Raw genomic sequence first — 14477 nt, forward strand, 5'->3', positions numbered from 1 at the left:
AGACCGAAGAGGCCGGCGAACCAGCCGGCTTCTTCTCCTTCCGATCTCGGAGAATTCAGCGGCAGATGATGCCGAAGCCGATGGCGAGCGCCACGAGTTCAGCGCGGTTCTTGGCCTGCAGCTTCATCTTGGCCCGCTCGGCATGTTCGTGCACCGTCGATCCCTTGATGCCGAGCGCCGCGCCTGCCGTGATGTCCGAGAGCCCTTCGGCGATGAGCCGGATACAGTCGATCTCGCGCGGCGTCAGGCCCGCGGGTGGGATCCGGAATCCTTCCTTCGGCACGGTATGCCGCAGCCGTTCGTGAAAGGCCAGGGACACGGCTTCGAGTTGCCGCTTCTCGCCCGGAGTGAGATGATGGTTCATTGCCACGAGGCTGACCAGGCCATAGTGCGTGCCGGCGCGATGAATCGATACGCACAGGCCGTCGACCCAGCCCTCGGCCGCGATCTTGTTGAGTGCTTCGGTGCCTGCGACGCTGATCGCCCGCCTTGCCCGCAACTCGTCCCAGGTGAAGGACGCGCCCATGAACGGCATCGCCTCGATCAGCGGGTCGTGTTCTAGCAGCCCAGATTGGAAATAGTAGGTCCGCCAGCGTTCCGGCCACTCCATTGCATGAAAGACCGCACGCCGTCGGATCGATGTATCGATCTCGCCACTCGTGAAGGTATCGATATGAAATGGCTCAACAAAGCGGCGAAAACAGGCGATGATGCTGGCGGAATCGCCAGCGCCTGCCATGTCGCTGATAACGTCATTGGATGTATATCCGCTGTTTAACATGGGTGCTCCGCAATCTATAGTCGCGGAGGACCCCGAGATTAGGTTGCGAAAGCATTCATAGGTCCAATCAAAGTCTATGGTCAATGAAATGTTTGGCAGCGGCGCCGATATCATAGAATGCGGACTTGGCAGCGCGTAGTGAATCCGAGCCGGCTGTCGTCACCGGCAGCATCATGGCCTCCTGGTTGCCAAGTGCTACTTGGGCCAGCGCCCGGCCGAACACGGTTCCCGGAGAGATGCCGCGGCCATTATAGCCCGCGATGGACCAGATATTCTTTTCCGGCTTGTGGAAAGACGGAAGATTGTTGGCGGTCATGCCGATCTTGCCATCCCACCAATACTCGAATGTAACATTGCCAACGAAGGGGAAGAGCGCGCGGATCGCACGTCGCGCAAAGGGTTCGTGCGACATGCGGCCGAGCGAGTCGAGCGAGCCGATCGAGCCATAGATCAACCGCCCTGCCTTGTCGGTGCGGAAAGAGGTCATGACCATGCCGGTATCCCAGCAGCCGTGGCCCTGCGGCAGGATACGGCTGATCACGTCGGCGGGCAGGGGCGCGGTGGCGAACTGGAAATAATACATCGGCACCAGCTCCTCGCGGTGCTCGCTCCAGTTCATTGAGGGCACCACGCCGGAATAGGCATTGCTGGCGACGATCAGCTTGTCGGCGCGAACTTCGCCATGGGCCGTGCGGAGGATCACCGCATCGCCGTCACGCCTGCCATCGAGCACTGATGTTGCGGTGTGGATGCGGGCGCCGGCTGCCATTGCGGCGCGTGCCAGACCGCGCGCATAGCCGAGTGGCTGGACGGTGCCGGCGCGACGGTCGAGCAAGGCTCCGGCGAAGCCCTCGGCGCCGGTGAGTTCGGCCGCGGTAGCGGCTGACAAGGCCTCGACGGGTGCGCCGCGCTTGTGCCATTGGGCGGCACGCGTCTCGACTTCCTTGACGCCGGCGTCACCGACCGCGAGATGCAATGTGCCGTTATGGACGGCCTCGCATTCGATAGCATGCTTTGCAATGAGCTCGAAGACGTAGGCGGGACCATTGCCGAGTTCGCTCACCAGTCGGCTGCCGACCTTCTCGCCGGCCGTTTCGATGATGTCGTCCGGCCGCATCCACATGCCTGCATTGACGAGGCCGACATTGCGGCCTGAACCACCGAAGCCGATATCCCTGGCTTCGAGCACGACGCAGTCGATGCCCGCCTCGGCCAAATGCAACGCCGTCGACAGACCCGTGTAGCCGCCGCCGATGATCGCGACCTGGCAGGTGGTATTTCCTTGGAGCGGAGAAGTGGTTGGCGCCGGGGGAGCCGAGTGACTCCAGAGATTCTTGTTGGTCTTGTCGTTGCGCATCGGGCGGAAATCTTCTTGCTGCTGCTGTGACTCGTGCCATGGCATGAGTATCGAGTTCCCCTAGCACGACGAAAAAGCTCCGGAAACGGGGATCTCCCGATTCCGGAGCAAGGCTTCTGCGTTTCGAACCCGGAGTTGGGGCCTATTCAGCGGCAAGGGCAATCTTGCCTTCGGCGGTGATCGGCAGGTCAACCGCGCCGGCGCCATTGTTGTCGTTGGCCGACAGCCATTCGATATGCATTTCGGCCATCTCGCGCGCCTTTTCGGCGATCTCGACCATGGCGTCGATCTGCTCGTCGGTATGGTCCGCCATGACCTGAAGGCGCCAGCGGCAGGCATTACGGGCAACGGCCGGATGCTCGACGAGATTGACGACGCCGCCGAAATCGACCGCATAGCGCGTCATGAGCCGGGCGAGCAGGACGTCGCCGATCAGCATCGGCACCACCGCGCTCGGTTTTCCAAGCACCTCGAAACCGGCTTCCTCGAGACCGGCGCGGAGGCGGAGCGAATTGTGCATCAGCCGCTCGCGCCTTGCCTTGCCTTCCTCGCCTTCGACGATATCGATTGCAGCCAGAATAGTGGCAGCCTGCACCGGCGACATGGCATTGGTGAAGGTCGAGGGGCCGCATTGACCACGAAGGCCGAAGCGAAAACCCTTGTTGTTGGTGGCGACGAAGCCTCCCATCGATGCGAAGCTCTTGGAGAAGGCGCCGACGAGAATGTCGACCTTGCCGACCAGATCGTGGTCTTCGAGCTTGCCGCGGCCCGTGGCACCGAGCGCGCCGAGGTCATGGGCGCAATCAACGAGCAGTGTCGCATTGTACTGGTGGCAGACCGCCTGCAATGCAGCGATATCGGGGAAGTCGCTATCCATGGAGAACAGCGTCTCCGTCACGACCAGGATGCCGCAGGTCTCATCCTCGCGGCGGATGCGGGCGAGGCGGCTTTCCACGGCCTGCACATTCATATGCGAATGGACGTGGACATTGTCGGTGGCATCTCGCGCCGCTTCCTGCAGGCAGGCATGGGCGAGGATGTCGATAACCACATGGTCATGCGGCTTGACGAGGGTCTTAACCGAACCATAGCCGGCGGCCCAGCCGATCGGGAAGACCACGACATCGTCATAACCGAGGAAGGAAGCGAGCCGCTGTTCAAGCGCCACGGAGAGGGCAGTGTTACCCATCAGGGCCGCTGACCCGGCGCTATGAAGACCATAGGTCTCGATTGCCTCGATCGCGGCTTTCTTGAGCGCCGGATGCGACGCCAGCGAGAGATAATCCTGGCTTGCGAAATTATGGCCACGAAAAGGTGTGCCATCCCGGTGCGCGCCTTCGATGAAGTTGCCCACTCGTGTCGTCGAGTATTTCTGATAAGGATCGATTTTGTGTTCTACACGTTCCTGCCACCAGATGCCGGGCTGTTCCCAGCGTTCAAGTAGATTGACAGGATAGGTCTGCTTTTCAACCGCAGGAAGACTTGTTCTAAGTTGGTCGGGTATATTTTCGAACATTGCCATTGAATTACCGCCGCACTCATTTCCACTCGCGCTCGAGGCCGGTTTTGTCCCGCTGGTGATCTCCCCGTCCCGTCACCAATCTGAGAAAACTCGTCTAAGCGTTTAAAAAGATTAACAAACAATAAATTTTAGTCAACTTGCGACAATGATGTTTCGTGTCAGGACACGCATTCGTCGAATATTAACCTTAACGAATAGTTAACACTTTGGCGCGAACAAGGCTGTGCCTCGCGGAAACAAATCAATGATTCCCATAAGTTGCATTGAATGCGATGGATATTGCTCAGTGACGCAAATTCGGCGTCAGATCAATCGATGAATTCGACCATCACGCCAGGCTTTACCATCTTGGCGAGCTCAGTTGCATCCCAGTTGGTGAGTCTTATGCAGCCATGGCTCTGCGAACGGCCGATGCGGGACGGGTCCGGGGTGCCATGGATGCCGTAAGTCGGCTTGTCGAGTGCGATCCAGATCGTACCCACCGGACCGTTTGGACCGGGCGGAATCGTCAGCACCTTGGTATTGTTGCCCTGCTGGAAATTGATCTTCGGATTGTAAGTATAATTGGGATCGAAGGCCACGCGGGCCACGGCGTGCAGACCGGACGGCGAAGGCGTATCGCTCGAACCGATCGAGGCGGGATAGGACGTAATGAGCTGGCCGGCGTCGTCGTAGGCGAAAACTTGCTTGCGAGCCTTGTCGGCGACGATGCGCGCAACGAGCCCCTTCTTCTCTGTGCCGGGATTGATGACCTTGATCTGGGTGCCGGGAATGGTGAAGTCGACGCCCGGATTGAGTTCCTTGAGATAGTTCTCGTCCATATGGAATTTCTCGGCCAAGGCTTCGGTAACGCTCGAATAGGCGAGCGACGGCAATTGCGCCTTTAGCGAATAGTCCTCGGGGATCGAGGCGACGTAGGGACCGGCGGCATCAGCCGAGGAGATCTCGTAGGTCATGACCGGCAGACCGCCATTGAAGCCGAGGCGGGTCAAAATGTCTTCGCTGTTGTTCGGATCGAGCGTTTCGCCGGTGATCTTCTCGTAGGAGCGGATCGCCTTGGAAACGTTCGAGCCCATCTTGCCGTCGATGACGCCGGGCGAGGCGCCTTCGCGGTCGAGGAAGACTTGCAGAGCGGTGATCTCGAACTTCGATTTCTTGCCGTCGAGCGTGATGTCGGATTCGATCGCCGGCTTCTCCTCGATCACCTCGGTATTCGGGTCGATCGCAGCGAGATCGTCCTGGTTCATATTGTCATTCTTGATGCCGTCGCCGGGCAGGGTCTGGTCCTCGAAAACCTGATTGTCCTGGTTTTCGTCCGGCACCGCGCCGGTCGAGAAGTCGTCATCCTGAGGTCGCTCCGGAAAATAGTCGGGGTCGTTCAGTGCTTCGCGGGGATAGCGTTCGGTATTGCCGAAATCCTCGACTCCGGGCAATTGGCCGACGCCCTGTCCTTCGTCGAAATTGTCCTGGCGAGCGGTGCGGCGGTCGAGATATTGCCGTGCAGGCACCTCGGTGGCGACGACATTGCCATAGTGATCGATGAGAACCTTCTGGCCCTTGCGGTTCATCTTGACGATGACGTCGGACGCATCGGGCACGTAGTCCAAGATTTCGCCCTCTGGCGTCAGCAGCACCTTGCCGTCAGGATCCCCTTGGTAATCCTGGGCGAGGGCGGTCGAGGCCATCAGCGACATGGCTAGGAGCGATATGGCGATCAGTCTGCGTTTCATCTCGAACAAGTCTTCTTGTGGGGATAAGTTCCGTTGCCATCGAGGCAAACACGTGAATTTTGACTCTATTGTGGAATTTCTAAACCCGTGGTGAACAAAGAGTAAAATTCAGTTGAACGCGGGAAAATTCTCCGCCCGTGAGAGACGAGCCAGCGCATCTGGGTTATGTTCGGCCCGAATCCGAGAGCGGGGGAAGCGATGAAGTTTCACATAGGGGCAGGTCCCGATCTGCAACTCGACCTGACGTCGGCGCTTGATGTCGGTTCGTGCCGGGTGAATGGGATCGAGCTCTCGCCCGGCCGGGCCGTGCCCGATGATGGCGACCCGCGGATCCTGCACGCGGTAGGGGGCTTCCTCTTTACCTGCGGTCCTGATCATATACGCCATCCGGAGCCGATCGCCGGAAACAGCGGCCGCAAATATCCGCTGCACGGCTCGATGGCCGCGACCAAACCCGAGATCATCGCTCATGATCGGGAGGAGACTCACGAGGAGGTCATCGCCCGCGTGATCGTGCGCATGGCGCAAGGTGGCGAGGCAGAAATCCTCAGAACCTGGCGGATGGATGGCGCGACGGGCGAGGTGATGCTGATCGACCGGCTGACGAATATCGGGCCTCAGCCATTTCCGCCGATGCTGATGTATCACATGAACATCGGTGCCCATCTCTTCGACGAAGACACGAAGCTCGGCGGCAGCATGTTCAAGGAAGGCAGCCTCGGCTGGACTTTTGGCGAGGGCGACGGGCACGTTTTCTGCGTCCCGGCCGATGTCGAGGCTGGCGATGAATTCGCGCGTGTCGTGCTTGGACCGATCGCGCCGCTCGGCGGCAAATCGCTCAACGTCCGTTTCGCGACCGACACGCTGCCCCATCTGCAGATGTGGCGCAACCAGTCATCACCGGCGCATGTGCTCGGCATCGAACCCGTTTCGCATCCGTGGAAGAAGCGCGGCGAACTGGAGGGGGAGGGACTGATGACCTTGCTCGCGCCGGGAGAATTCCTTATCTACCGGCTGAGCTTTAGCTTCCAATGATCCACGGCCATGCCTGATGGCATGACCGATCAGGCAACGTATCAACAGGCAACCTATCAGATGAGTGGCGCAATGAATATCCGACCGATCAATGATGAGTATGCGGTGACCGCGCAGATCGCGGTTGATGATCTCGACGAGATCAAGGATATGGGCTTCAAGTCCATCGTCTGCCATCGGCCTGACGACGAAGACCCGGGTCAGCCTGATTTCGCGGACATCGCCGCGCACGCCCAGGCGCTCGGCCTCGAGGTTCGCCATATCCCTGTCAGTGGCCAACCAACCGCCGATGCGGTTCGCGGTATGGTCGACGCACTGGACGAGCTCCCGAAGCCGATGCTCGGCTATTGCCGCTCAGGGAATCGCTCGACGATCATTTATCAGCAGACCCAACATCTCCGCTGATCGCGATTTCCGAAGATTTTTCGATTATTTCGGGTAGTTTCCGTATCTTTTTCTGCAATTCTAGATAGGTATGTCGCTGTTCTTTTGCCCAAGTAAGCATTAGTTAAGGCTAAATGGCTTATTTTCCGCTGAATTCGACCCGAAATGGGTCAGCTTGCGGAGTGAGCGAAGTGAATATCAGCGGAAAGATCTACAGCCTGGTTGGCATATTGTGCCTGTCAGCACTCATTATCGGTGCAACGGCGCTTTATGCAGTCACGGAGTACAGCGCCCAGCTCGCAGAATACAAACTCGTGTCCGACCGCGTGTATCTTGGCGAAAGACTCAACCGCTACGTGACGGCCGTCGTGATGGAGTCGCGCGGGATCTATGGCGCCAAGGACACCGAGGGCGCCAAGAAGTTCGCCGACGGCCTCGTTGAGAATCTCGGCGAGATGGATAAGGTTCTTGCCGCCTGGACGCCGCTTGTAGCGGCTGAGCAAAAGGCTACTTTTGACACGCTCCTCGCGCGCTCGGCCGAATTCAAGACATTCCGCACCGAGACCGCGCGGCTGGGTACTCAGGAAAATCCCGCCGCTGCGAACAAGCAGGGCAACAACGATGACAACCGCGCCAACCGCAAGGCTTTCCAGAAGGAAATCGATGCGATGGTCGAAGTCGACCAGACGAATCTTACCAACGTCCGGGACGGGCTCGAGGCCTTCAAGCAGCACGTCCTGATGCTGGTCGCCTTGATCACCGTCGTCGGCCTAACAGCCGGCGCCGGCCTTGGCGCATATATCGCCCGCGTCCACCTCAGCAACCCCATCCTGCGCATCGTCCGCACGATCCGCGAAGTCGCAGAAGGCCGCTTCGATGTCGAGGTTCCGTTTCTCGGTCGCAAGGACGAGATCGGCCAGATGGCTGATGCCGTCGGTGTTTTCAAGGAAAACGGCCAGGCGGTGGCAGAACATCATGCACGGCAGGCCGAGGCGCGTGCCCGCAACGACGACATGCAGGCCCGCATGTCGGCTGTGGTCGCGTCCGCGGCAGGCGGCGACTTCTCCAAGCGTATCGAAAAGGATTTCGGTGACCGCGACCTCAATCGCGTCGCCAATGACGTCGACCAGCTTCTCACCACTGTGGACGCTGGCATCAGCGAGATGCGCGCCGTCATGGCCAACCTTGCCGAGAACCGCCTGACGCGTTCGATGCAGGGTACCTATCAGGGGGCCTTCGCCGAGCTGCAGTCCAATGTCAACGCCACGATGACCAGCCTCAAGGGTACGATCCGCGAAGTGCTGGATACGTCCGACTCGATCAACGGCAACATCAGCGAGCTCGGCTCCTCGACCAACGACCTGTCGCGCCGTACCGAACAGCAGGCCGCCGCTCTTGAAGAGACTTCGGCAGCGCTGCAGGAGATCACCGGCGTTGTCCGCTCGGCCACCCAGAAGGCGACAGAAGCCGCGACCATGGTGACCGACGCCAAGCAGAATGCCAGCCAGGCAGGCCTCGTCGTCGGCGATGCTATCTCCGCCATGGGCCGTATTGAACAGGCCTCGCAGGAAATCAGTCAGATCATCAACGTGATTGACGAGATTGCTTTCCAGACCAACCTTCTCGCGCTCAACGCCGGTGTCGAGGCTGCCCGCGCGGGCGACGCCGGCAAGGGCTTTGCGGTCGTTGCACAGGAAGTGCGCGAACTCGCCCAGCGTTCGGCAAACGCGGCCAAGGACATCAAGGCGCTGATCACGAAGTCTGGCGACGAAGTCCAGTCGGGCGTCAAGCTCGTCCAGGCTACCGGTTCGGCTCTGTCCGAGATCGAAGGCCGGGTCTTTGCAATCAACAACCACATCCACGCGATCGCCGACTCCGCCAAGGAGCAGGCGACGAGCCTCAACGAGATCAACCAGGCGGTCAACCAGATCGACAACGTGACCCAGCAGAACGCGGCCATGGTCGAAGAAACGTCGGCCGCGACGCTCAAACTCGCTGCCGAAGCGAATCGCTTGGTGGACCTGATCTCTCGCTTCGATCTTGGCACGCAGAGCCCGGCATTGGCGGGGCGACGCGCTGCCTGATCGATTTCTTAGAACGGATACAAGGATGCCCGCGCTCGTCGCGGGCATTTTAGTTTAGGTGACGCGCTACTTCCGTGCCGCATCCCTGATCTGGCTCAGCGTCCGCGTCGGCGTAATGGCTTCCGGGTCGAGTTTGACTTCGATGATGGCAGGCTTGCCGCTGGCGCGGGCGCGTAGGTAAGCTCCGGCGAAATCGGAGGTCCTCTCGACGGTCTCGCCATGGCCGCCGAAGGCGCGGGCATAGGCGGCGAAATCCGGATTGGTGAGGCCGGTGCCGCTCACCCGGCCGGGATAGTCCCGCTCCTGATGCATGCGGATCGTGCCGTAGATGCCGTTGTTGATGACCAGCGTGATGATTGGCAAATTGTAGCGCACCGCCGTCGCAAATTCCTGGCCATGCATCATGAAGCAGCCGTCGCCGGCAAAGCAGACAACCTCGCGATCGGGATGCAGCGCCTTGGCGCCCACGGCGCCGGGCAGGCCGTAGCCCATCGAGCCGGACGTCGGGGCCGCCTGCGTCGCGAATTTGCGGAAGCGGTGGAAGCGGTGCAGCCAGGTCGCGTAGTTGCCGGCGCCATTGGTCATGATCGCATCGTCGGGCAGGTTGGCTTCGAGCCACTCCATGATCGGACCCATATGGACATTGCCAGGCCCGGACGCCGGTGGCGTCGACCATGCAAGATAGGCCGCGTGGAGAGACTTCGTGCGATCGGCCCAGGTGGGTTCTGTCTTGGGGCTCAGATTTGCCAGTGCCGAGACGAAGCTTGCCGAATCCGCATTGATGGCGAGATCCGGCCGGTAGACGCGGCCGAGCTCGCCGGCGTCGGCATGCACATGGACGAGCGTCTGGCTGGGATAGGGGATGTCGAGCAGCGTGTAGCCGGAGGAGGGCATCTCGCCGAGGCGGGCGCCAAGAACGAGGAGCAGGTCTGCATCCTTGATCTCTTTGGCTAATGTCGGATTGATGCCGATGCCGACATCGCCGGCGTAATTTTCATGCAGATGGTCGAACAGCATCTGGCGGCGGAACGAGCAGGTAACCGGCAGCTTCCAGCGCTCCGCGAAGGCCGCAAAATCCTGAACCGATTGCTCGGTCCAGCGCGTGCCGCCGAGAATGACGAGCGGCTTCTTCGCCTTCTCCAGCAGCGCACCGAGTTCGGATATCTGCGAAGGGCCGGGATGGGTCGGAACCGGCATGTAGGGCTTTGCCGAGGGTGCCTCGACGAGGTCGCGCAGCATATCCTCGGGAAGGGCGATCACGACCGGACCGGGCCGGCCTGAGGTTGCTACAGCGAAGGCGCGGGTGACGAGTTCCGGAATGCGGGACGCGTCGTCGATATCCACCACCCATTTGGCAAATTCGGTGAAGGCGCGGCGATATTCGACCTCCTGGAAGGCTTCTCGCTCGCGGGCGTCGCGCTGCACCTGACCGATGAACAGCAGCATCGGCACCGAATCCTGCCGGGCGATGTGGAGGCCGGCGCTGGCATTGGTGGCGCCCGGGCCGCGGGTGACGAAGCAGACGCCCGGTTGACCGGTCAGCCGGCCCCAGCAATCGGCCATCATCGCCGCGCCACCTTCCTGGCGGCAGACCATGACCTCGATCTCGCTATCATGCAGCGCGTCGAGCACGGCCAGGAAGCTTTCGCCCGGCACGCAGGACACACGCTTCACGCCATTGGCCGCCAGCGCTTCGACGATCAGCTGGCCGCCGGTTCTCTTGTTCTGAGATGTCATTTCCCGTCTTCTTCTCTCATTGACGGCACGCCGCGAAGCGTGCCGCGTCGTCAGTGGGTTCTAGTGCTTCTCGTCGCTCTGTTCAGCCAGGATGCGCTTCTGGTAGCGGCTCTGGATCACCTCGACGATCACGAGCGTGAAGAGCACGAAGTAGAAGGTCGATTTCGCCATCGGCTCGACCGGGAAGCCGAGGAAGGAGAGGTGGGCGAGATGGCCGCCTTCCGACATCAGCATGTAGCCGACCAGCAGCAGTACGAAGAGGCCGAGCACCTCGTACATCCGGTTCTTCTTGAGGAAGTTGGCAACCGTATCGGCCATAACCACCATCAGGATGCCGGAGACGAGGATCGCGGCGGTCATGACGATGAAATTCTTGGTCAGCGCCACCGCCGACAGCACCGTGTCGAAGGAGAAGACGATGTTCATGATCAGGATCCATACCAGCGCCGCCGTCACCGTGCGGCGGGGCGCCTGACTGGCGCCATTTTCGAGGTCCGGCTTGCCGATCATGTGCCAGATCTCCTTGATCGCAGTGTAGATCAGGAAGACGCCGCCGAAGAGCACGATCAGCGCATGACCGCTGAGCGACACGTCGAAGATCGCACTGTGGAAGGCGAAGAACGGCGACTGGAAGGCTGCGATCAGCTGCAGCACCACGAAAAGCAGCACTACGCGAAGACCGATCGCGAGCATGATGCCGGTGCGACGCACCCAGGCCTCGCGCGCCGGGTCGACCTTCTTGGATTCGATTGAGATGTAGAGAAGGTTGTCGAAACCGAGCACGGTCTCGAGCGCGGTCAGGATCAGGAACGTGACAAGCGCATCGACTGTGAAAAGACCTTCAAGCATGGTGTCTCCCTTGGGTCCGAAAGATGTTCGGGTGTCCTAACGCTGATAGCGTTCGGCGTCACCCGGGCGCAAGCGCCTCCACGCGAAATCCGGCTCATATCGTCGTTTCCGGTGACGGCGGCGTACGTTCCCCGCCCTTGATGATAATGAAGATCCCCGACGCGATGATGGTGGCAATGCCGAGCCACTTGAGGGCATCGGGGAAATCGCCGAACACGAAATAGGCAAGGATCGAGGCCGAGACGATTTCGAAATATTGTAGCGGCGCCAGAATCGAGGCTGGCGCGGCGCGATAGGCGTAAGCACCGAGAATGCCCGAGAGCGCGGCAGCGATGCCGACACAGCCCATGAAGATGAGCGATTGCAGATCGGGCATGACGGGGTCGATGATCTCGGAGCCCGTTCCCTCGCCGAGCAGGAGGATCACGATTGCAATGCCGATCGCCCAGAAGCTCGACTGGAACTGCACGGACCAGGGATCTTCGATATGGGCGAGTGCGCGCGTCAGCAGGATGAAGGTCGCGACCGTGAAGGCGGTGACAACAGGCAGGAGTGCCACCAGGCCGAATTGCGAAAAGCTTGGCTGAATGACCAGCAGCGATCCGGCGAAGCCGGTCGCACAGGCAGTGATCTTCTTCCAGCCGATATGCTCGCGCAGGAAGACGCCGCTCATTAGCGTCAGTATTGCTGGCTCGACGAAGAAGATGGCGATGGCGTCGGCGATCGGCATGCTCTTCAGCGCAAGGACGAAGGAAATCATGCCGATGGTGAGAATCAGGCCGCGGAGCATGTGGAGGCTCACATGCTTCAGGGAACGGCTGAACACGCGGCCGCGCATCATCGCGAAGGGCAGCATCAGTGCCGCCTGCACGACGAAGCGACCGAGCGTGATCTCCGCGGCGGGTACAGTCGCCGTCGCGAGCTTCGAGAAGATATCGATCATCGGCGCGATCACGACCGATGCCACCATCAGGAACACGCCCGAGCCGGCGATGCGGTCTCGCCAGGAAAGGGACGCTGCAGATAGACTCATTTGACCATTCTCGCCGCGACGACGCCATCGGCCCAATCCGCGAGCATCACCATTGCCTGCTCCCTGCCGATTTCGTTGAGCGTCTCGTGACGCATCTCGGGATAGATCGTCAAATGAACATTATTGATATCGAGGCTCTTGAGGCGTGCGGCGAGCCACGACATTGCCTGGCCCCGATCGGTCGCCGGATCCTGCCCACCGCCAACCAGGTTGATCGGCAGGTCTTTCGGCAGGCGCGCAAGATTTTCGCGATGCCCGCCCGCCAGCGCCATGCCAAGCAGGTCGATCCAGAGCGACACCGAGCAATCGAAACCGCAAAGCGGGTCGGCGATATATTTCGTGACCTCTGCCTCGTCGCGGCTCAGCCAATCGAAATCGGTGCGCGCGTTCTGCACCGATTTGGCCCAGGCGTCGAAGGTGAATGCGGGACCGAAGCGGCTCGGCACATCGGAGCCCTTGAAGAAGCGCTCCGCCTTCAGAATTGCGATGCCCGCCCGTCCGGCGATGCCCGGATTGAGATGCGAGTTCCAGATACAGAGACCGCCATAGGCGTGCGGCTGCGTCTCGGCGGCGCGCGTGGCGATCATGCCGCCCATGGAGTGGCCGAACAGGATCAGGGGGAGGCCAGGATGGGTTGCGGTGGCATGGGCGCGGACCGCGGCAAGATCGGCAAGCACCCTTGCCTCGCCGTCCCTTTGCGCGAAGCGTCCGAGCGGCGCATCCGGCGCCTTGGTCTTTCCGTGCCCGCGATGGTCGAAGCCATAAACCTCATAACCACGGGTCGAGAGATAATGCGCAAACCGCGCATAGCGCAGCGAATGCTCTGCCAGGCCATGGCAGAGAAGGATGAGGCCATGCCTGTTGCCCTCTGCTGGCTGATGTCGCATGTTAACCGTCGCGCCGCTCGGACTTTCGAGCGCGATTTCCTGTTCGAACGCCATGGGCTCGGCCTCCCCGTTGCCCGAGCGGTAGCAGACACGCTTTGCCTCGGAAAGAGGGCTTTCGAAACCATGCTGCGTCTGGTTGTAAAAATTTCGGTCTACATGCAGATTCTACTTGCAAACATTCTTGTAATGTATTTCTAATGTACATGTTATGTTCTCTCACTTATTAGGGGATGGCAATGTTCAGATCGGGCAGGGACTACGCATTGTTGACTGCAATAGGCATGTTTCTTTCTGTTTTCGGCTCGTTTTCCGCCCCGGCTTCGGCGAATCCGGTGGAAACGGTCGATAATCCCGCACAAATGACAAAATCGACGGCAAAGACCGCGATGATTCTCGGCGTTACCTGGATGCCGGGTTTCTGCGAAAAACAATCTAAAACCCCTGAGTGTGCTCGCCAGACGGCATCGAGCGTCGATGCCAGGCAGTTTTCGCTGAGCGGGCTCTGGCGCATGCGCAAGATTTACTGCGGCGTCGAGACGGGTTTGCGTGACCAGGACAAGAAGAAGGACTGGCTGTCGATGCCGGAACTTTCCCTGGCCGAGGACGTCAAGCTCGAACTCGCCAAGGCGATGCCGGGCGTTGCATCGGGCTATGATCGTCACCAATGGGTGAAGTACGGCACTTGCTCGGGAATGGTCGCCGACGAGTATTACGGCCGGGCCCTCAAGATGCTGGCTGTCCTGAATGGTTCCGAGGTTCGGAAGCTCTTCGAGGATAATCTTGGCGGCACGATCCGCGAGGAGGAAGTCAAGGCCGCGTTTGACGCTGCCTTCGGCGCCGGCGCGGGCAATCGCGTCAAGATGCGCTGCAGCAAGGATCGTGACCGGCGCGTTATTACCGGCCTAACCATCGGTCTCGGCGAAGTCGAAGGCGAGGGGGACGATCTTGCTACCTTGATCGCGGCAGCCAAGGAGACGAAGTTCGGATGTGCGGAAGGTGTCGTCGACGAGGCGGGCCTGCAGTGATCGCGAGCCATGCGCCGATCGTCATTGAACGCCGGAGAGTAATCGCATAAAGA

The 14477-nt window shown here is 60.4% G+C and carries 13 protein-coding genes; 4 read left to right on the forward strand and 9 right to left on the reverse strand.

Going from position 1 to position 14477, the window contains the following annotated elements:
* Positions 1 to 55 precede the first annotated feature (55 nt).
* From AC2YI2_RS06415 to AC2YI2_RS06430, 4 genes are all read right to left on the reverse strand, one after another.
* On the reverse strand, positions 56 to 781 hold the full coding sequence (locus tag AC2YI2_RS06415; protein ID WP_487385609.1) for a helix-turn-helix transcriptional regulator: 726 nt from the start codon (positions 779 to 781) through the stop codon (positions 56 to 58).
* A gap of 67 nt (positions 782 to 848) precedes the next feature.
* Positions 849 to 2138, reverse strand: coding sequence for an NAD(P)/FAD-dependent oxidoreductase (locus AC2YI2_RS06420; protein ID WP_487385610.1), 1290 nt, complete (start codon positions 2136 to 2138; stop codon positions 849 to 851).
* Positions 2139 to 2280: 142 nt separating this feature from the next.
* On the reverse strand, positions 2281 to 3660 hold the full coding sequence (locus AC2YI2_RS06425) for an aminotransferase class I/II-fold pyridoxal phosphate-dependent enzyme (protein ID WP_487385611.1): 1380 nt from the start codon (positions 3658 to 3660) through the stop codon (positions 2281 to 2283).
* A gap of 308 nt (positions 3661 to 3968) precedes the next feature.
* Entirely contained in the window at positions 3969 to 5390 is a 1422-nt protein-coding gene (locus tag AC2YI2_RS06430; RefSeq protein WP_487385612.1) for a L,D-transpeptidase, read from the reverse strand.
* A 198-nt stretch (positions 5391 to 5588) separates the two neighbouring features.
* Here AC2YI2_RS06430 and AC2YI2_RS06435 point away from each other — a divergent pair, with 198 nt between their 5' ends.
* From AC2YI2_RS06435 to AC2YI2_RS06445, 3 genes are all read left to right on the forward strand, one after another.
* Entirely contained in the window at positions 5589 to 6425 is an 837-nt protein-coding gene (locus AC2YI2_RS06435; protein WP_487385613.1) for a DUF4432 family protein, read from the forward strand.
* A gap of 72 nt (positions 6426 to 6497) precedes the next feature.
* Positions 6498 to 6830, forward strand: a complete 333-nt coding sequence (locus AC2YI2_RS06440) for a protein tyrosine phosphatase family protein (RefSeq protein ID WP_487385864.1) — start codon at positions 6498 to 6500, stop codon at positions 6828 to 6830.
* A gap of 170 nt (positions 6831 to 7000) precedes the next feature.
* Positions 7001 to 8893, forward strand: coding sequence for a HAMP domain-containing methyl-accepting chemotaxis protein (locus AC2YI2_RS06445; protein WP_487385614.1), 1893 nt, complete (start codon positions 7001 to 7003; stop codon positions 8891 to 8893).
* Positions 8894 to 8959: 66 nt separating this feature from the next.
* Here the strand turns inward: AC2YI2_RS06445 and AC2YI2_RS06450 are convergent, their stop codons facing one another.
* The 5 genes from AC2YI2_RS06450 to AC2YI2_RS06470 all read right to left on the reverse strand — a co-directional run bounded on the left by AC2YI2_RS06450 (position 8960) and on the right by AC2YI2_RS06470 (position 13916).
* A complete protein-coding gene (locus tag AC2YI2_RS06450) occupies positions 8960 to 10630 on the reverse strand; it encodes a thiamine pyrophosphate-binding protein (RefSeq protein ID WP_487385615.1) in 1671 nt (556 codons plus the stop codon).
* A 60-nt stretch (positions 10631 to 10690) separates the two neighbouring features.
* On the reverse strand, positions 10691 to 11479 hold the full coding sequence (locus AC2YI2_RS06455) for a TerC family protein (RefSeq protein WP_487385616.1): 789 nt from the start codon (positions 11477 to 11479) through the stop codon (positions 10691 to 10693).
* A 94-nt stretch (positions 11480 to 11573) separates the two neighbouring features.
* Positions 11574 to 12512, reverse strand: coding sequence for a DMT family transporter (locus AC2YI2_RS06460; protein WP_487385617.1), 939 nt, complete (start codon positions 12510 to 12512; stop codon positions 11574 to 11576).
* A complete protein-coding gene (locus AC2YI2_RS06465) occupies positions 12509 to 13453 on the reverse strand; it encodes an alpha/beta fold hydrolase (protein WP_487385618.1) in 945 nt (314 codons plus the stop codon). The genes AC2YI2_RS06460 and AC2YI2_RS06465 overlap by 4 nt, the downstream gene beginning before the upstream one ends.
* 202 nt (positions 13454 to 13655) lie before the next feature.
* Positions 13656 to 13916 carry a hypothetical protein gene (locus AC2YI2_RS06470; RefSeq protein WP_487385878.1) on the reverse strand — a complete coding sequence of 87 codons (261 nt, stop codon included), beginning with the start codon at positions 13914 to 13916 and terminating at the stop codon, positions 13656 to 13658.
* On the opposite strand from AC2YI2_RS06470, the gene AC2YI2_RS06475 reads away from it, so the two are divergent.
* The gene (locus AC2YI2_RS06475) at positions 13807 to 14424 is read left to right on the forward strand and encodes a ribonuclease T2 family protein (protein WP_487385865.1); all 618 of its coding nucleotides are present in this window, start codon (positions 13807 to 13809) and stop codon (positions 14422 to 14424) included. The two genes, AC2YI2_RS06470 and AC2YI2_RS06475, sit on opposite strands and share 110 nt — an antisense overlap.
* Positions 14425 to 14477 lie beyond the last annotated feature (53 nt).

This window comes from Rhizobium sp. SRI_017, assembly GCF_057586295.1.

Coding starts and splice junctions, on each gene's coding strand:
- AC2YI2_RS06415 (WP_487385609.1), bottom strand. CDS start 781: ATGTTAAACAGCGGATATACATCCAATGACGTTATCAGCGACATGGCA.
- AC2YI2_RS06420 (WP_487385610.1), bottom strand. CDS start 2,138: ATGCGCAACGACAAGACCAACAAGAATCTCTGGAGTCACTCGGCTCCC.
- AC2YI2_RS06425 (WP_487385611.1), bottom strand. CDS start 3,660: ATGGCAATGTTCGAAAATATACCCGACCAACTTAGAACAAGTCTTCCT.
- AC2YI2_RS06430 (WP_487385612.1), bottom strand. CDS start 5,390: ATGAAACGCAGACTGATCGCCATATCGCTCCTAGCCATGTCGCTGATG.
- AC2YI2_RS06435 (WP_487385613.1), top strand. CDS start 5,589: ATGAAGTTTCACATAGGGGCAGGTCCCGATCTGCAACTCGACCTGACG.
- AC2YI2_RS06440 (WP_487385864.1), top strand. CDS start 6,498: ATGAATATCCGACCGATCAATGATGAGTATGCGGTGACCGCGCAGATC.
- AC2YI2_RS06450 (WP_487385615.1), bottom strand. CDS start 10,630: ATGACATCTCAGAACAAGAGAACCGGCGGCCAGCTGATCGTCGAAGCG.
- AC2YI2_RS06455 (WP_487385616.1), bottom strand. CDS start 11,479: ATGCTTGAAGGTCTTTTCACAGTCGATGCGCTTGTCACGTTCCTGATC.
- AC2YI2_RS06460 (WP_487385617.1), bottom strand. CDS start 12,512: ATGAGTCTATCTGCAGCGTCCCTTTCCTGGCGAGACCGCATCGCCGGC.
- AC2YI2_RS06465 (WP_487385618.1), bottom strand. CDS start 13,453: ATGGCGTTCGAACAGGAAATCGCGCTCGAAAGTCCGAGCGGCGCGACG.
- AC2YI2_RS06475 (WP_487385865.1), top strand. CDS start 13,807: ATGCCGGGTTTCTGCGAAAAACAATCTAAAACCCCTGAGTGTGCTCGC.